Source organism: Bacillus sp. B28 (genome assembly GCF_029536185.1).
GTDB lineage: Bacteria > Bacillota > Bacilli > Bacillales > Bacillaceae > Bacillus > Bacillus halotolerans.
Window position 1 is genome coordinate 2508071 of the sequence record NZ_CP120511.1, and the last position, 16285, is coordinate 2524355.

A 16285-nucleotide genomic window follows, 5' to 3' on the forward strand; every position below is an offset into this window, starting at 1 on the left:
CACCTCATCATTCAGTTATTATGAAGTGTTGGCTCACACGACTTTTTTTATACACATACCGCTGGTTTATTCTGTCCAGCTCAGCAGTTTTTTCTGATTTTGATCGAACAGCAGCTGAGCGTTTTTTTCTGTTCCCGACTCTGTGATGGCTTTAAGGGTGATTTCTTGCTGTTCTTTTATGGTTGTTTTGCGAATGTCATAAGATACATGTCCATATTGAAACTGCTGTGAACCCTTTCGGCCTGGTCTGTGCTCAAGTATATGCCTGATGGATAGAAGCGCGCCATTTTGCAGCAGATTTTCTCCTGTGTAATACTCTTTTGTTTCCTTCTCAAACATATGGCGTGAAACAAATTGAGGGGCGGTGAAATTCACAATCAGCATCACAAGGGCAAATGTAAAAAGAACGGCCGGATAGATAAACCCTTTTGAGTAGTACATTCACCCACCTCCTAACGACGTATATACCGGAAAAGCTGTTTGATACTCTTTATCATTCTCATTCTTGACTTTCAGCCAAAGCATCCCGTTTTTAACCTCGGCTTTCATTGTTTTAATATGGTCAAGAATCGGAACATGCCCTTTTCCGTCTACTCTTTTCCTGATCATTGAATGGTAGATTTCAAAACGGACCTCTTGCCCTGACAGATTTCTGCAGATTAAGACGCTCCCATGCTCATCTGTCTGCACTGTCTGCGATTGCTTGCACTCATTCATGATCTGCTCTACCGAAATGATCCATTCCCGCTGCATGAAGCCCTCATTCTCCTGTTGACGTAACAAAAATAGATGAAAGTACATCGCTAACGATCCTGATATGAGCAAATAAGCAGAGAGCGAAAATAATACATTAAGAAGCGTATAGCCAGTCTGTCCGCAAAATGCTGAGGCAAAATGGCTTGTCTTTATAGGTGTCTGATGAGATGCATACGTTTTGATACTCTCCCTCCTCCTCCCATGTCATCGAGTATTTGCTATTGTTCATCGAAACAGCCTGTGACGAATTTCCTGCTCCTATCAGCATATATTTGCCTATGCTTTCATTAACAAGCTGATAACCAATTTCTCTCGACTCCGCTATATGTTCATCAGCTATCAGCTTGTTCCACAACGGCACGATCGTCAGAAGCATAAACAGCCATATGCTGAGGGCAGCCATTGTTTCAATTGTAGAAAAGCCTTTATTTTCTCTCCACATTCACTCTTCCGCTCCCTAAATAAACTGTTATGTCATAGGCGGCACGCCCTTTTATACGGATTTTCCCGCCTATATTCGGGTGCCCTTTCTCGTTAAATTCCAAGCGGTCTTTTAATGTCAGTGACTCTGCAAAAAGACCATGATGATATGTACGGTCTATAACAGTGTCACCTATGATTAATTGATATTTTTTCTCTTGAAAAAGAATCTTTGTTCTTTGATGATTGGAAATTGCGGTCTGCTGTGCAAGTAAAATATCGTTTTTCAGCTGGGATACTGTCTGCCGTAATGCTGTATTTTCATAAACAGGAGGAAGCGTGGTAAACACCGCAATCAGCATAATAGAGGCAAGGCTCAAAACAAGCAGGCTTTCTAAAAGGGTGAATCCAGCTTCCCCTTTTAATTTAATGTTCAACCTTAACCTCCCCGCCGGTAATGATAATTTGCTTTCCATTTGGACAGACCGCATCTTTTTTCACATAACCTTCTGCCTGTAAATCGCCGAGGCTTGGTGTCTTCCCGTCATGATCGAGTTCATATGCTGTTACCTGCGCCTTTATCATGTTTTGCAGGCCTTCACAGCCTTTTTTCTGAATGGTTTGATTATGTTTTGTTACATTCGGTATGGTGATCAATAGCAAAATAGAAATAATAAAGAGTACGATCAGCATTTCCACAAGTGTAAACCCTTTCTCGTTCATCAGCCTCTTCCTTTCACATTTGATTCATCATCTGATACATAGGCAGGAGCATCGATAGATAAACAATTAAAATCATCCCTGCGACAAATCCGTAAATAATGGGCTGAAGAATGCCTGTCCATTTTTGTGACTTGTCCTCAAGCCGCTGCAATATAAACTGGCTGTATGTGAGGAGTTCCCGATCCAAGCGGCCGCTTAGCTGGCCATGAGATATCACTTTTGAAAAATCATTTTCGTAAAAAGGCCGTTTGCATAAAGCAGCTTCAATGGTTTCACCGGCTTTTAACCGTTCAATCATTTGTTCAGCTTCATGGCGGTAAAAAGGGAGAAACGTTTGATGCCTAAATGCTTTCAAACTGTCATAAATAGAAAGACCTGATGCTAGCAGACTGCTCAGCTGTAAAGAAAAAAAGTAGCTGTTAAACAGCCTGACCAGCTTTCCAAACAAAGGAATACTTACGCAAATGAGCATTTGATGGTCAGGGGATTTTTTCTTGAACACAAACCAATAATAAAGACCTGTTCCTGCAGCCAAAATGGCCATTAATATGAACACAGCATCAAGGTGCTGAAAAAACGCAAAAATGATGTCTGTTGTGCGTGAGGTTTCTACATTCATCGATTGATAAATACCAGAAAACTGAGGGATGATGATGTATTGCAGCATATAAAGCATGACAACAACAGTAAAGATGAGGAAAAGAGGATATCGCAACACCCTTTTTATCTGTTCTGTCTGGCCTGCTTTTCGTTCCAGCAGCTCTCCGCTCTGCATCATGGAAGCCGGCAATTCCCCATGTGTTTCAGCAAAATAACAAATACCGACGGCTTCCTTATGAAATGACAAGCTCTTTAATACATGGTAAAACGATTCCCCTTCTCTCAACCGGCTTATGGCGTTAGCCAAGTCCGCCAGCTGCCTTTTATTCATTTGCAGCTGCATCAGGCGCAATCCGTCTAAAAGACTGTATCCGCCCGCTGTCATTTCACCCAGCCTTTTCAGTAAATAGGCTTGATCCTTTAACGGCCAAACTTTTCTAATCTGTTTCATGATAAACCCACCGGTCATAGTTGTTTGTCGTTAAATAGCCGAGCGCAATCCCTTTTCTTATAATTTGACGCAGCGTTTGATATTGGTAATTTGCATTGTCCCCTTTCGCTTCCTGGATACACTGCTGAAGGTTTTTCCCGTAAAGCAGCTCGTATACGCTTGCTCTCCTGACATTTCGTGACAGGCGGCAATACACTGATGAACATCCGTCTTCACAAAACGGGCAAGCCAAATCAACTAAACGCTGAGCCGCTATCGCAATAACCGTTTGCTCGATTTCATTCATATTAATGCCAAATTCAAGCAGCCTGTAAATCGCGCCCTTCGCATCTCTCGTATGAAGGCTCGTCAGCACTAAATGACCAGTCATCGCTGCCCGCACCGCGATCTGGGCTGTTTCAGCGTCTCTTATCTCACCTAAAACGATCATATCGGGGTCATGGCGCAAAATAGCCTTCAGCCCTGTGGAATATGTGACACCGGCTTTTTCATTCACCTGCACTTGAAGAACATCTTCATCCCTCGTTTCCACTGGATCTTCAAGTGTGACAATGTTTCGATTAAAATGTTTTTTTGCATATTGGATCAGAGAATATAATGTTGTTGTTTTCCCAGAGCCTGTTGGCCCGGTAAAAATCAGCATGCCGTGGGAATGTTTTAAAAATGAAAGCAAGGTGGCTCCTGTCTTTGGGAATAAAGACAGTTTGTCAATCGAAGGGATATTATACTGAGGCATCACTCTGATGACGAGGCTTTCTTCGTTAATTGTCGGGAGTGTTGACATCCTTAAGTGAACGTCACCCTCTTTTAATTTTAGAGTAAGAGATCCATTTTGCGGCTTTCTTCTTTCCCCTATGTCCATAGCTGAGAGAAACTTAAAATGAGAAATGAGCCTTACACACTCTTCTTTTTTCATGTTTCGCTTTTTCAGCAATGCATGGTCAACCCGAAAATGAATGATTGCGTCCCGTTCCCTCGGCACAATGTGAATGTCAGAGGCCTTCGTCCTATATGCCTCTTCAATTAAAGTTTTGCTTGTTTTTTCTATCGAATCCACTTTGATTCCCTCTCCTTTCAAAGCGTATTGTAGAAAAAGAAGACATGGTAATCAAACAAAGAAAATGTGATTTTCTGATGTATTTACAACTTAAAAAAACATTTCGCCCCTATCAAAAATAGAAATTCAGATATATGTATCACATCATTTTCAATTTTAATAAGGATTTGAAAAGAGATTGATGGACAAATGTACGCAGTCCGGCTCTGGCATCCAAAGAGGGATTTATAAATCGGAGTATGATGCTTTCTAAAATTGGCGAATCAGTTTATTGTATACAAAATAAAAAGGAAGAGGCAATTACCTCTTCCGAACTGTTTGTTATGCTGATTTAGAAATTTCACTTAATGCTTTTCCGGCTTTCTGGTCTGTATCTTTCTTAACGGAAAGGTCGCCTAACGCAACAATACCCGTTAAACGTTCATTTTCAAGAATCGGTAAACGGCGGATTTGATGCTCTGCCATGAGCTGACTCGCTTCATCAGCAAACATATCAGGATGACCGAAAACGATTTCTGTGCTCATGATATCACTTGCTTTCGCCTCCATTTGATCTTCAGCTAAGCTTCTGGTGACAATGTCCCGATCAGAAACGATGCCTTGAAGTCTGCCGCTTTCACAAATTGGAATCGAACCGACATTGGAGTCTTTCATCTTTTTGGCTAGTTCAGTGACTGATGCGGTTGGCTCGCAGCATTCTACATTCGCAGTCATGATATCTCTTACTATCATTTCAATTCCTCCTTTACCGTGTTCTATTTATTCTTTATCCGCTGCACAAAAAATGAAACATTCTACAGGGTCCGCCGTTTTCGAGATTTCTTTTTATCCTTCCGTTCCTGCAGCATATCTCCCGTCCAGCCTTTCTTCTTCAAATATAGGTAGATCAAGACTGTAGAAGTGATAATCAATAAGAGAGAAAAGACATAACCGTATTTCCAATTCAGCTCAGGCATCACAGAAAAGTTCATCCCCCAGAGGGCCCCCAGCGCTGTAATCGGCGTAAAAAGCGTCGTAAAAATGGTCAGCGCTTTTACAATTTCATTTCCCCTGTGCGAGGTAATGACTTCCTCTGAATGAAGCAGATTGTTAAGCTCCCCTTCAAATTCGCTGATGTATGTAAACCCCCTGTCAATTTTCAGGTGTGTCCGCTGATAATCCTTTTTTCCTTCATTTTGAGGCAAAAAGGTTTCTTTCAACGCCATTTCAATTTTTTTAGCGCTTAGGATTAAGTTTTTCCAAATCATCAGCTCATGGCGCAGGAGATGGACGCGATTTAAAATGCTTTTGCTATTGTCGTCTTTGATTTGCCATCTGAGCTTTCTCAGCTTTACTTCAAATTCATCTATACCGATTAAATACGCATTCATTAGTTCGCCGAGAAGAATCAAAAACCCCTCTATTGCATTGTTCGCTCTTTCCATTTGCTGGACAACTTGTTTTCCCTTAATCCCCTCCAAAATCGAAAAATCAAAGTTAATTGTGAAAAAATATTGCCTAGTAATATAGAAGTGAAAAACGGTATGGTCTTTTTCCTCGCCAAGCCCCTGATCATATACGATCGAGCCGAATACCGCTTCATTCTCAGCTTCTGTTGTATCCACGCGCAAAAAGTTAATATGATGATTATTTTCAAACCACTTTTCACATTGCGGCCAATGAGAAAAATGGATCAGATCTCTTGCCTTATCTCTTTCCTGAGGCCCCATTTGGTACCAAAACCAATCTTCACCTGTATGTACCTTCATGTTACGATCCTCCAGACTTTTATTCTTTTGTTCTTTAATTGCCCAAGGAGAAGCATTCCTAAACCATTTAGGCACTTCATCACATGTTTTGTGAGCTTTTGCCGGTGGTATGGAATGTAGAAAGACATCGGAAAGGGAGGTGCATGCCTTCCTTGGAGAAGGCAGTTTATTTTGGAATTTATCAATTTATTAGCAGTCGCGTTTTTAATTTTGTTAACGGGATTTTTTGTCGCCGTAGAATTTTCGATCGTAAAAGTAAGGCGATCCAGAATTGATCAGCTTGTCGCAAAAGGCAAAAAAGGCGCTAAAGCGGCAAAACATGTGGTCACACATCTTGACGAATATTTATCAGCCTGCCAGCTGGGCATCACGGTCGCAGCTTTAGGACTCGGCTGGCTGGGTGAACCGACTGTACAGACTCTGCTTCGCCCGCTCTTTCATAAGGCAGGTTTAAACGAGTCGCTTACTCATCTTCTTTCCCTTATTATCGCCTTTTTAGTGGTAACGTATTTAAATGTCGTCATCGGGGAGCTGGCACCGAAGAGCTTCGCGATTCAAAAAGCAGAAAGCATTACGCTGATGCTCGCGAAACCATTAATCTGGTTTTATAAAATCATGTTTCCGTTCATTTGGCTCCTTAACCAGTCTGCCAGAATGATCACAGGACTTTTTGGGCTGAAGCCGGCATCAGAGCATGAACTGGCTTATACGGAGGAAGAGCTTAGAGTACTGCTGACCGAAAGCTATAAAAGCGGAGAAATCAGAAAAAGCGAATTAAAATATATGAATAATATATTTACTTTTGATAAACGAATGGCAAAGGAGATCATGGTCCCGCGAAACGAAATGGTCAGTTTATCTATTGAGGATGACTCGATTCCAAGCATGCGGGAAACGGTTAAGCAGACCAAATATACCCGTTACCCGGTTGTAAAAGAAGATAAAGATAACGTCATCGGCGTGATCAATATGAAAGAAGTGCTGTTTTCATTGCTGACGAAAGATTTTTCTTTTCAGAAGCACAAAATTGAACCCTTCATACAGCCCGTCATTCATGTCATTGAGACCATTCCGATTTACAAATTACTCATCAAAATGCAAAAAGAACGCACTCATATGGCGATTCTCATTGATGAGTATGGCGGAACTTCAGGATTGATCACCGTCGAGGATATTATTGAAGAAATTGTAGGAGAAATACGCGATGAATTCGATGCAGATGAAGTGCCTCATGTTCGAGAGCTGGGAAAAGATCATTATTTATTAAATGCGAAGTTATTAATCAGTGACGTGAATAACCTGCTTGGAACTGATTTATCAGATGCTGAAGTCGATACGCTCGGAGGCTGGTTTCTCACACAAAACATAGACGCCGAGCCTGAAAGTGTCATTGAATATGACGGCTACTCATTCAAGGTAAAAGACATCGACAGTCACCATATTTTGTTTATCGAAGTAAAAAAAGCTGAATAGCCCTAGCACAGGCTGTTCAGCTGTTGCTTCTCTTCATTGTTGAACGTGTTTCAAAAAAATACATCCCTTAAGGGACATCTTAAGATTCTTCTATCTTAAATCCTTTGTTGGCTAAAGCTTTAGCAAGACTTTGCTCTGTTTTCACATTCGAAAAATCTAATCCGAGCTTCACAACAGTCTGGGCGATTTCAGGCCTGATTCCTGAAATAATCGTCTCAATGCCCAGCAGTTTGGTGCTGTCAATCACTTTAAAGATTTGATAGGCAACCATCGTATCGACGATAGGAACACCGGATATATCTAAAAATAAATATGAAAGCTTTAACGCCGAGCATTGGGCCAAAACGGATTCCAAAATGGTTCTCGCTCTGTACGTGTCAATTTCACCAACAAGGGGAAGAATCCCAATCTCTTTAGAAATCGGCATAATCGGTGCGCTCAATTCATTGATCATTTCTTTTTGCGCATTTAATTGGATCACCGTGACCTGATGATATTCTTCTGTAAATACCTCGATAATCTCATCAATCGTTTGATTCAAAATCTTGCTCCACTCAAATATCTCCTGGATGCCGATTTCTTGGGAAGAAGCGGCTTCGCTGAAGTCTTGAATCCATTGCCACATGATGTGCCTGAAAGCGTTAAACTGACTGACACTTTCCGTCACAGTCACTTCATGAACAGCACGATCTCTGGCACATTGAAGTGACCATTGGTTAAGCTGATCCTTCACCTCTTCTTTTCTAATGGATTTTGCTACAATAGCTACCAATGATTCATGCTGCTCTTTTAATTTTCGTTCTAATTTTTGCTGATCTTTTGCAGAATACAGCAAACTTCCTTTTAACGTGCATGTTTCCAGCCATTGGAGTGTAATGTCTTCTTTGTGCTCTGTTAAATACTGATCTAGAGCTTTCATTTCAATCGGTTACCTCCTGTGATGTTTATCTTTCAAAAAGTGTATAATTGATATGTATAACTTGTCTCACGTTACACATACTATTTTTATATTCGATGGGCTATAGCCAAGCGGTAAGGCAATGGACTTTGACTCCGTGATCGTTGGTTCGAATCCAGCTAGCCCAGTTTCTGAACCGTGAAAAACCGAAGATAAGCTGATTCAAGCAAATCAGCGGATCTTCGGTTTTTCATCATGCAGATTGATGAATCGTTTTCTTCTTCGATAACTTTAACAGTTCTCCCGGATTGTATCCGATAACAAGTTTCCTGTTGTCCACGAGAATCGGACGGCGCAAAAGCTTCGGTTTCTCAATTAAAAGTTCCAGCACTTCGTTTACAGTCATATCTTCAATGTTTAAATTTAAATTTTTGAAGGTTTGGCTTCTTGTTGCTAAAATTTCGTCAATTCCTTCTGTCGTTAAAGATAAAATATACTTTAATTCATCCATCGTTGGAGTTTCTCTGAATAAGTGCCGTTCGTTAAATTCAATCTGGTGCGCTTTGAGCCAATGTTTTGTTTTTCGGCATGACGTGCAGCTTGGGTATGAGTAAAAAGTTAATTGTTCCATTATGTTTTTTCCTCCTCCAGTTAACCATCTCTTTGTAGAATAACTACCCGTAACAATTTTTCTTTAAACCATTTATTGAACTTTTTTTCGGGTTATTTCTAAAAAACCGCACATATAATAGAAAACGCAATCAAAGGGTTAAATACCATTTTTCATATTAATAATGAAAATGTTTACATTTTTGTTCGTGATCTATTATAATAACAATCAGAGGGACTCTCGGGAGGGGATAAAAAATGAATCGCATGTTCCGGGTGTTAGGATTTTGGACGGGAATATTTGCAGTCATGTTTTATTTAGGTGATATGAAAGATGCTTCCCTTTTATTTTTTGGACAGACGATCTTATTTGTGTTTCTATCGTATTTGAATTTAACAGAACGGATGTACATTTATATCTTTGGCGCTTATTTAACCATCTTCTTTGCCGGCTTCACATACTATTCCATTTTTATTATGGCACCAGGCGGCGGAGGACATTAAAGGCAAAAAGAGACAAACCTCATCGGTTTGTCTCTTTTTCTATAATGAAAAACCATTTAAAAACGGATTTTGATCCTGCTCAGTCTGCACGTCAGTTTCAGGGCCATGTCCGCTTAACACCAATGTGTGCTCCGGCAGCGCAAGCAATTTTTCATGGATAGACGTCAGCAGCGTTTCTTGGTCGCCTCCATGTAAATCTGTACGGCCTATCCCGCCTTGAAACAGGACATCACCGGAAATCACCAGGTCGGCATCCTTTACGTAATATGAAACGCTTCCCGGGGAATGTCCCGGTGTAAATAGCGTCTCCAGATGGAAAGGCCCAATATTCAGCTCACCGTCCCCTTCAATCAAATGATCTGCCGGCTTAGCTGTCACTTCTATTCCTCTCAGCATTCCTGAGCCGTTTAATGAGGCATCTGTAAGCCAATTCTTTTCATTTTGATGCAGATAGACAGGAATATCCCATCTGTCTCTCACGTCATCCAGCGCCCCAATATGGTCAAAATGGGCGTGTGTCAGTAAAATGGCTAAAGGCGTTAATCCTTTTTCTTTTATGTATTGGTTGATTTTATCTCCTTCGCCGCCCGGATCAAAAATCAGGCATTGATCATCACTGATTAAAAAATATGCATTCGCTTGAATCGGTCCTACAGGCATTCTTCTCCATTTCACTTTTCTCACCTCTTTCCTTTTTATGCTCCTATTATGAGGGTTTTTGAAAAAAGATTCAAACAATCGCTATGAAAACGCTATCGACAAACACACTGAAAACGGGTAGAATAAAAATGGAAAGAATTGCAGGTTTTTCAATGTAAAGGGGGCTGCGTAATGTTACTTGTCGTGATTTTCGGCCTTGTCGCTCTTTTCGCTTTGTGGGGAGTCTTGCGTTCTGTGAAAAACAAAAATATACTTGGATTTTTATTAGCCGGAGCCACCTTGTGTGTGTTTGGCTGGTTTACAGTGATGACGGTGATAAACAGCGGTTATCCTACTGCACATTAAAACCTGTATCCAATGGGATACAGGTTTATTTTTTATTGCTGTAAATGTTTATTCACGCTTTCTATTTTACTTTCAAGCGTCGTTTTTTTGTCCCGTCTGTCATCGATGCGAATGTTGGTAGCCACTCTGTGAAGCCCTTTTTGGAACGGCGCTTCGTGAATCGCCTGAATCACAGTAAAAAGGTCGCTGAGCTCGCCTTCAATCAGTGTGTTCATTGGTGTCAGCTGATATTTGATTTTCCCTTCTGCCTTGTAGCCCTCTAAAATTTTCTGCACATCCGCCACGTAGGCGCTCACACTAGGTGTTTCTGTTCCGATTGGGATAATGGTTACATCTGCGATAGCCATTAATTATTCCATCTCCTTTTTACCAATGATGATTGGCTTCATTTCATGAGATATTAATGAAATTATGCACTCAAAATGAAAACCGTACAACGCATATTTTCCGTTCGGGGATACTTGGATCGGCTCCATTTCAGGCAAGGTAAGAAGATCCTGCGCCTTTCCCGATTTCATATCGATCGCTGACAGCTTATATGCGTCCCCGCTTTCTTTAAACGTGTAAAACAGACCGCCAGCCTCATCATAATCATATTCCATCGGAGCCAGACTTGTATATTTGGTTTGGAGCGGCCATTCTGCTGTAACTGCTTCACCATTCAATTGCGGTGATGTAAATTCATACAAGCCGTTCTCTCCGGAATCTGCTTTGACGGTAAAGCTCATATTATGAAAAGAATCAAAGTAAAGGACATCCTCCTCCAGCTTTTTCTCCTTTTCAGAAGCAATATCATACGTATACAAAGGGCCTTCTTTATCGTTTCTTCCCTCTTTTAGATAGTCAAATGTGTCTTTTGAGGTCCAATGGACAAACGGTACCTGTATTCGACTTAAAGCAGACTTGTCTTTTTTGGCATCCACGTGGTATGTATTGAAGTCCCAGTTTTCAGTGAATACCGTGACCATCATTTGATACGGATCATACTGATTCCATGCTGCCTCCAGCTCGTACGTTTCGTATTCTTTCTGGTACAGCGTCTCCCCTTTTTGATTCAGCAAAACTACTGCTGTCTGTTGGCTATGCGTGATCTGCAGCAGAATCATCTGTTTCTTGGGATTGATTTGAACATCAACGATTTGACCATCCGTCTGATAGAGCTTTTTCGTTTTGCCATTAAAGATTTGATAGGCAAGAAGCTCTGTTTTTGTCGGATCTGAGACTGTATAGAGAATTGTGTTGTTATTGAGCCAGCCTTCCGCTCCGTCCGCTTTTCCTGCTGGCAGCGGAACAATCTCTTTTTCCTCACTTTTTGCCGTCGCTGCCTGTTTTTGCTGCTGATGAGATGGTTCGCATGCCGATAAACAAACTAGCAAAGCTGACAGCAGAATCAAACAAACTGATCTCATCAGCCTCCCCCTCCGATCATAATTATTGTCCCATATTTGATACGGCACGAAAAAGAAAAAGTTTCAGTTATTCAGGAAAAAATAACGACCTCCATAAGATCCCGCTTGTCGCCTTGTAAATATGTGAAAACTGCTCAAACGGCAAGGGATTTTGGCCTTTTCCAAGTTCCACTGTATAACCTTCCTTAAAATAGTGATGAATAAACCAGTCGCGGAATCCCGCATAGCTGTCAATATCCTTGACTCCTTTATAAATGTTTCCGCTTATCGTCTCAAAATCCTTTATTACCGCAGCCGATTCTTCGGGCTCAAGGCCTTTATATCCCCAATAGATTTCTTCTCCTTGAGTGTGAAGGGCCACCAGCCTGTCAGGCGGATCCGCTGTTATCAGCTGCTGCATCGCAATGGATTCCGGCTCCGTGAGCGGAGAAGTTCCGGGAAAGTCTCGGTAGCTGGGCGTTTTTGGTTTGCGGTATTTTTCAATTTCCCATAAAGACGGGAATTGTTTATTTAAATCAACTCCGTTAATATTTGCTTTCCATTCATTAAAATTCGGCCGATGGCAGTTTAGTCTTTCAAGTTCCTCTCTCCTGTCTCCCATGCCCGCTGATCCGTGTAAGACAAGATCAACGCCATCCGGATTCACAAGAGGAACAAGAGACAGAGAGGTTCGGCTGAACAGCTCCAAAGGAGTAAAACCAAAGAAATTCGTATTATGACATAAAGAAAGGCAATATTCCTTCAGCCACTTCAGTAATACAGACGTGGTAATCCACTCATTTGCATGAAACGATGCATTCATGTGAACTTTTTTGGAGGTATGCTCTCCCCCAACTGCCAGCTCCCAGATCGGCCTGCCCAAAACGGAACGTCCGATTTCCCGGCATGAAACAAACGGAAACACATTGATTATTTTTTTAATTTCCTCTTCGACAGCTAGAAAGTCATAGATTTTTTCTTGCTCCAGCCAGTCATCAGCAGGCTGAAGCTGCAGCGGGTGTAAAAAGCGCTTTACTTCCTGAATGGATTGAAGCTCCTTATCAGTGCTTTCTTCAATCTTATAACCCGGACAGTGCAATTGATGTTTCTGTGCTGTTTGATTGGCACTTCTAAGCAATGTCTCATCTACCTTCAGTTCTCTTGCCAATAAAGCCAAATTGTATTTGATCTCAGGTTTTATCGTAATAAACGCCATCATCATCCCCCTTTTTGTTACTATATGACGGCGTTTTTTAAAAAAGAAAGCCTCCCGCATTTTTTGATACGGGAGACTTTGTGATCATGAGGCCTGATCAAGAATTTGTTTTTCTTTTCTTTTTGACGAATTGTCCAGTCTTTCCTGATCATAAAATCGTAACAAATCTCCGTAAATGATTTCATCGGAAAGTGAAAGTTCCTGCTTCGCTTTATCAGCAAATGTTTCACATTGTTTTGCCTCTTTCAAAGGCTTTCCGCTCGCTTTGTCATAACATAGACCGTCAGTGTACACGATCTGGTCTGTGATAAAGCTTCCGTCCCGCAGCACTGTAAAGTCCAGTTTATCGTCAGAAAGCAGATCGTTGCCGAATTGAATGAAGTTCTTTGTATCAATACCTAACAGATTCATCAGCGTCGGTCGGATATCGATTTGTCCGCCTACCTTATCAATCGTTTTCGGCTTCTTGTCTGTAATTCCAGGAATATGAACGACAAACGGCACTTTTTGGAGCTGCACTTCTTCAAATGGTGTAATTTCTTTCTCTAAAAACTGCCCCATCGCTTCATTATGGTTTTCCGATATTCCGTAATGGTCACCGTATAAAACAATAATGGAGTTATCATATAACCCGTCTTCCTTCAGCTTTTCGATAAATCGTTTCAGCGCCTCATCCTGATAGCGAACAGTTGGGAAATACTTGTTTAACGTTTGGCTGCTTGAATCATATTCCTCAATCAATTTGTCCTCTTCATCAAGGTCAAACGGAAAGTGGTTCGTGAGTGTGATCAGCCTGGAGTAAAACGGCTGAGGCAGGTTTTTCATCAGCTCTGAAGACTGTTCAAAAAATTCTTTATCCTTCAGCCCCCAGCCGACTGAATTATCGTCATTTACATCATACGATTCAATATCAAAAAATGAATCATACCCAAATGAATCGTACATTAAATCGCGATTCCAAAAGCTTTTATTATTGGCATGGAGCACCGCTGAATAATATCCGTTATTTTTGAGAATCTCTGGCGCGGCCATGTATTGATTGCCCGCATTTGTAAAGAACACAGCGCCTCGTCCAAGCGGATAAAGTGAATTGTCAACGATAAATTCAGAATCAGAGGTTTTCCCCTGCCCGGTTTGGTGATAAACATTACTAAAGTTATAGCTTTCTTTTATAAAATCATTCAAAAACGGAGTGATTTCTTTTCCGTTCACCTTTTCATTGATCACAAAGCTTTGTGTCGACTCCAGAGATACGAGTATGACGTTTCTGCCTTTTGCGGCGCCAAATAAGTTCTTATTGGCATCTTTCGCATTGGCTGTGACATAGTTTTCAATTTCCGTCAGGCTGTTGCTGTCAGCCAGCGCTCTTTGTGCGGATTGCTTTGACTGAAGTACTCCGTCATAAATATGAAAATTAAACAGGCTGATATTTTTAACGAGCATTTCTCTGTCAAATGAGCGTGTCAATAGCTGCGGCCGTTCTGCCTCAGACAGACCTAAGTTGAAGAAATAAACGGAAGCCACAAACAAAAAATATGCCGCCCGTTCATTTTTCGTGGAGGGGATGTCTGATTGAAAGGCTTTTTGACGCATATGAAGCCATATTAAAATCACGATATCTACAGCCAATAGGAGGTCTGTCGGCTCAAGAAGCGTTCCGATGCTGCTTCCCAGATCGCCCATATTGCTTGTTTGAAAAAGAACCGGAATCGTTAAGAAATCATTGTAAAAACGATAAAAAACCATATTCGCCAGCAAAACAAATGTGACAATACAACTCATGGCAATAATGTAACGATTTCTGTTTCTTCCCTTTAAAAACAGGCTGAAGCCAAAAATAAGCAGCAAAAAGCTCAATGGGTTGATAAACAGAATAAATTCCTGCGTAAGATTGTCAATTTTAATATGAAAACTGGTCTTGTAAACAACATACGTTTTCAGCCACATCATTAACATGGCAATCAGCATAAATGAAATCATCGAAAAAAACGTTTTTCGCATTTCAACCTCCTATGCAGCACGCTCAAATAAATCAGTCTATTCACAACATTCTCATTAACACATCAAATTAAATCTTAACCTGAACATAACAAAAAATCAATTTCATTTTCACAAATTTAACAATTTTGGTGTTTCAGCCATTCATTCTTAGCAATCCAAGCCCCTCCGATAACGCCCGCATCATTTCCAAGCGCCGCAATAGATATATCAGCCGCTTCCGCAGCGCGCGGAAAGGCACATATACGGAATGTTTTCTCGACTTTGGATCTCAGCAATTCTCCGGCTCTTGAAACGCCGCCGCCGAGAACAATTTTTGACGGATTAAGCGAGCTGGCCAGATTGCCAAGCACCAGACCGAGATGCTTAGCTACATAATCGACAACTTCAAGAGCTAATTCATCATTTTCATTTGCTCCTTCAAATACATCTCGTGCCGTTAAATGATCAGATGCTTTTAATTGAGTCGGCTTTTTAGCTTTTGCAATTTTCTCTTTTGCAATTCTAACAATGCCAGTTGCTGACGCGATGGTTTCAATACAGCCTGTTTTACCGCAGTTGCACGGCGCCCCGCCTTCTGGGATGCTGCAAATATGGCCGATTTCTCCGCCAGCGCCATTTATCCCGTGCACAATTTCCCCATTCACAATAATACCGCCGCCAACTCCTGTGCCTAGCGTAACGAGAATGACGTCTTTTGCGCCATCACCCGCACCCTTCCACATTTCTCCGAGCGCGGCAATATTCGCATCATTTTCTATAACCGCAGGGATGCCTGTTTCCGTTTCCAGATGATTTTTTAAAGCATAGTTTTTCCAGCCCAGATTTACCGTTTCATAAACGACCCCAGTTGCCATATCTACTGGCCCCGGTGCGCCCATTCCTATATATTTGACGATGTGCTTCGGTTTATGAAGCTCATCCAGCTTGCTGTCAATCGCTTTTGCTATTGTCACGGTAATGGTGTCACCGGACTTATCGGTCGGCACTTCCCATTTATGCTGAATCTCTCCATATTGATTAATAAATGCGAGTTTTATCGTCGTTCCTCCAAGATCGATTCCCGCAAACCATATCTCGTCCATTTTTATCACCTTAACCTTTACGTAAATCTCTTTCGTTTTTTTGTTTGTTCCAGCTCTTTATGAAGGACAGCTGCCGCTTTAGCCCACTGCTCCTTCTCAATCATATGATTTATATAAAGTTCCTTTAATTCATCAAGCATAAACTCAATTTCAAGCTCTCTGTCACCAAAGTAAACAATGTGTCCAAATGTTTTTAACAGCTGCTGTACATCATAAAATGTATTCATATTCCTCACCATTCTTGATCTTAACTATAAATAGCGTAGTCATAAAGAAGCGGCCAGTCAAGAAGAAAACGCTGACAAAAATACCCGGGTTTCATTCCTTGGCAAATTCAACGTTTTCTCATCCAGC

The 16285-nt window shown here is 41.2% G+C and carries 19 protein-coding genes, 1 tRNA gene and 2 pseudogenes; 4 read left to right on the forward strand and 18 right to left on the reverse strand.

What is annotated here, in order from left to right:
* Positions 1-66 precede the first annotated feature (66 nt).
* The 9 genes from comGG to corA form a co-directional block, all read right to left on the reverse strand.
* On the reverse strand, positions 67-441 hold the full coding sequence (gene comGG, locus P3L57_RS12360; protein ID WP_059335411.1) for a competence type IV pilus minor pilin ComGG: 375 nt from the start codon (positions 439-441) through the stop codon (positions 67-69).
* Positions 442-825: a competence type IV pilus minor pilin ComGF gene (gene comGF, locus P3L57_RS12365; RefSeq protein WP_175422400.1), complete on the reverse strand. Its 384-nt coding sequence runs from the start codon at positions 823-825 to the stop codon at positions 442-444.
* Between the two features lie 25 nt (positions 826-850).
* A complete protein-coding gene (gene comGE, locus P3L57_RS12370) occupies positions 851-1198 on the reverse strand; it encodes a competence type IV pilus minor pilin ComGE (RefSeq protein WP_069487185.1) in 348 nt (115 codons plus the stop codon).
* A complete protein-coding gene (gene comGD / locus P3L57_RS12375) occupies positions 1182-1613 on the reverse strand; it encodes a competence type IV pilus minor pilin ComGD (protein WP_044154579.1) in 432 nt (143 codons plus the stop codon). Before comGD ends, comGE begins: the two co-directional genes overlap by 17 nt.
* Positions 1603-1899: a competence type IV pilus major pilin ComGC gene (gene comGC / locus P3L57_RS12380; RefSeq protein WP_010334925.1), complete on the reverse strand. Its 297-nt coding sequence runs from the start codon at positions 1897-1899 to the stop codon at positions 1603-1605. The genes comGD and comGC overlap by 11 nt, the downstream gene beginning before the upstream one ends.
* Before the next feature lie 13 nt (positions 1900-1912).
* The gene (gene comGB / locus P3L57_RS12385; protein ID WP_059293603.1) at positions 1913-2950 is read right to left on the reverse strand and encodes a competence type IV pilus assembly protein ComGB; all 1038 of its coding nucleotides are present in this window, start codon (positions 2948-2950) and stop codon (positions 1913-1915) included.
* A complete protein-coding gene (gene comGA / locus P3L57_RS12390) occupies positions 2937-4007 on the reverse strand; it encodes a competence protein ComGA (RefSeq protein WP_059293602.1) in 1071 nt (356 codons plus the stop codon). The genes comGB and comGA overlap by 14 nt, the downstream gene beginning before the upstream one ends.
* A 321-nt stretch (positions 4008-4328) precedes the next feature.
* Positions 4329-4739, reverse strand: a complete 411-nt coding sequence (locus P3L57_RS12395) for a CBS domain-containing protein (RefSeq protein WP_059293601.1) — start codon at positions 4737-4739, stop codon at positions 4329-4331.
* Between the two features lie 62 nt (positions 4740-4801).
* A complete protein-coding gene (gene corA, locus P3L57_RS12400) occupies positions 4802-5755 on the reverse strand; it encodes a magnesium transporter CorA (RefSeq protein WP_044154576.1) in 954 nt (317 codons plus the stop codon).
* Positions 5756-5898: 143 nt separating this feature from the next.
* On the opposite strand from corA, the pseudogene P3L57_RS12405 reads away from it, so the two are divergent.
* Positions 5899-7228, forward strand: a pseudogene (locus tag P3L57_RS12405) (hemolysin family protein).
* A 79-nt stretch (positions 7229-7307) separates the two neighbouring features.
* Here the strand turns inward: P3L57_RS12405 and P3L57_RS12410 are convergent.
* A complete protein-coding gene (locus P3L57_RS12410) occupies positions 7308-8147 on the reverse strand; it encodes an STAS domain-containing protein (protein WP_044154573.1) in 840 nt (279 codons plus the stop codon).
* Between the two features lie 96 nt (positions 8148-8243).
* Between P3L57_RS12410 and P3L57_RS12415 the strand changes: the two genes are divergently transcribed.
* Positions 8244-8314 (forward strand) — tRNA-Gln (locus P3L57_RS12415).
* Between the two features lie 65 nt (positions 8315-8379).
* Here P3L57_RS12415 and mgsR read toward each other — a convergent pair.
* Positions 8380-8760, reverse strand: a complete 381-nt coding sequence (gene mgsR / locus P3L57_RS12420; protein ID WP_052330300.1) for a transcriptional regulator MgsR — start codon at positions 8758-8760, stop codon at positions 8380-8382.
* Between the two features lie 233 nt (positions 8761-8993).
* Here mgsR and P3L57_RS12425 point away from each other — a divergent pair, with 233 nt between their 5' ends.
* Positions 8994-9239 (forward strand): DUF2626 domain-containing protein, encoded by a 246-nt coding sequence (locus tag P3L57_RS12425; RefSeq protein ID WP_033884711.1) that lies wholly within the window; start codon positions 8994-8996, stop codon positions 9237-9239.
* A gap of 39 nt (positions 9240-9278) precedes the next feature.
* On the opposite strand, the gene P3L57_RS12430 is transcribed toward P3L57_RS12425, so the two are convergent.
* A complete protein-coding gene (locus P3L57_RS12430) occupies positions 9279-9914 on the reverse strand; it encodes an MBL fold metallo-hydrolase (protein ID WP_059293600.1) in 636 nt (211 codons plus the stop codon).
* Positions 9915-10070: 156 nt separating this feature from the next.
* On the opposite strand from P3L57_RS12430, the gene P3L57_RS12435 reads away from it, so the two are divergent.
* A complete protein-coding gene (locus P3L57_RS12435; protein WP_010334935.1) occupies positions 10071-10244 on the forward strand; it encodes a DUF2759 domain-containing protein in 174 nt (57 codons plus the stop codon).
* Positions 10245-10276: 32 nt separating this feature from the next.
* Here the strand turns inward: P3L57_RS12435 and P3L57_RS12440 are convergent, their stop codons facing one another.
* From P3L57_RS12440 to P3L57_RS12465, 6 genes and pseudogenes are all read right to left on the reverse strand, one after another.
* Positions 10277-10591: an MTH1187 family thiamine-binding protein gene (locus P3L57_RS12440; protein WP_010334936.1), complete on the reverse strand. Its 315-nt coding sequence runs from the start codon at positions 10589-10591 to the stop codon at positions 10277-10279.
* A 3-nt stretch (positions 10592-10594) separates the two neighbouring features.
* Positions 10595-11653, reverse strand: a complete 1059-nt coding sequence (locus P3L57_RS12445) for a YqgU-like beta propeller domain-containing protein (RefSeq protein WP_059293599.1) — start codon at positions 11651-11653, stop codon at positions 10595-10597.
* Between the two features lie 67 nt (positions 11654-11720).
* Positions 11721-12851 carry a M14 family metallopeptidase gene (locus P3L57_RS12450; protein ID WP_277617523.1) on the reverse strand — a complete coding sequence of 377 codons (1131 nt, stop codon included), beginning with the start codon at positions 12849-12851 and terminating at the stop codon, positions 11721-11723.
* A gap of 81 nt (positions 12852-12932) precedes the next feature.
* Entirely contained in the window at positions 12933-14849 is a 1917-nt protein-coding gene (locus P3L57_RS12455; protein WP_059293597.1) for an LTA synthase family protein, read from the reverse strand.
* 116 nt (positions 14850-14965) lie between these two features.
* A complete protein-coding gene (glcK, locus tag P3L57_RS12460; protein ID WP_059293596.1) occupies positions 14966-15931 on the reverse strand; it encodes a glucose kinase GlcK in 966 nt (321 codons plus the stop codon).
* 10 nt (positions 15932-15941) lie between these two features.
* A pseudogene (locus tag P3L57_RS12465) lies at positions 15942-16158 on the reverse strand (YqgQ family protein).
* Positions 16159-16285: the final 127 nt, after the last annotated feature.

Bases quoted from the DNA above. Each gene is read 5' to 3' on its own strand.
- P3L57_RS12455 (WP_059293597.1), bottom strand. From the start codon at position 14,849: ATGCGAAAAACGTTTTTTTCGATGATTTCATTTATGCTGATTGCCATG.
- comGE (WP_069487185.1), bottom strand. From the start codon at position 1,198: ATGTGGAGAGAAAATAAAGGCTTTTCTACAATTGAAACAATGGCTGCC.
- P3L57_RS12395 (WP_059293601.1), bottom strand. From the start codon at position 4,739: ATGATAGTAAGAGATATCATGACTGCGAATGTAGAATGCTGCGAGCCA.
- corA (WP_044154576.1), bottom strand. From the start codon at position 5,755: ATGAAGGTACATACAGGTGAAGATTGGTTTTGGTACCAAATGGGGCCT.
- P3L57_RS12410 (WP_044154573.1), bottom strand. From the start codon at position 8,147: ATGAAAGCTCTAGATCAGTATTTAACAGAGCACAAAGAAGACATTACA.
- comGB (WP_059293603.1), bottom strand. From the start codon at position 2,950: ATGAAACAGATTAGAAAAGTTTGGCCGTTAAAGGATCAAGCCTATTTA.
- comGC (WP_010334925.1), bottom strand. From the start codon at position 1,899: ATGAACGAGAAAGGGTTTACACTTGTGGAAATGCTGATCGTACTCTTT.
- P3L57_RS12425 (WP_033884711.1), top strand. From the start codon at position 8,994: ATGAATCGCATGTTCCGGGTGTTAGGATTTTGGACGGGAATATTTGCA.
- glcK (WP_059293596.1), bottom strand. From the start codon at position 15,931: ATGGACGAGATATGGTTTGCGGGAATCGATCTTGGAGGAACGACGATA.
- comGG (WP_059335411.1), bottom strand. From the start codon at position 441: ATGTACTACTCAAAAGGGTTTATCTATCCGGCCGTTCTTTTTACATTT.
- P3L57_RS12450 (WP_277617523.1), bottom strand. From the start codon at position 12,851: ATGATGGCGTTTATTACGATAAAACCTGAGATCAAATACAATTTGGCT.
- P3L57_RS12435 (WP_010334935.1), top strand. From the start codon at position 10,071: ATGTTACTTGTCGTGATTTTCGGCCTTGTCGCTCTTTTCGCTTTGTGG.
- P3L57_RS12445 (WP_059293599.1), bottom strand. From the start codon at position 11,653: ATGAGATCAGTTTGTTTGATTCTGCTGTCAGCTTTGCTAGTTTGTTTA.
- P3L57_RS12440 (WP_010334936.1), bottom strand. From the start codon at position 10,591: ATGGCTATCGCAGATGTAACCATTATCCCAATCGGAACAGAAACACCT.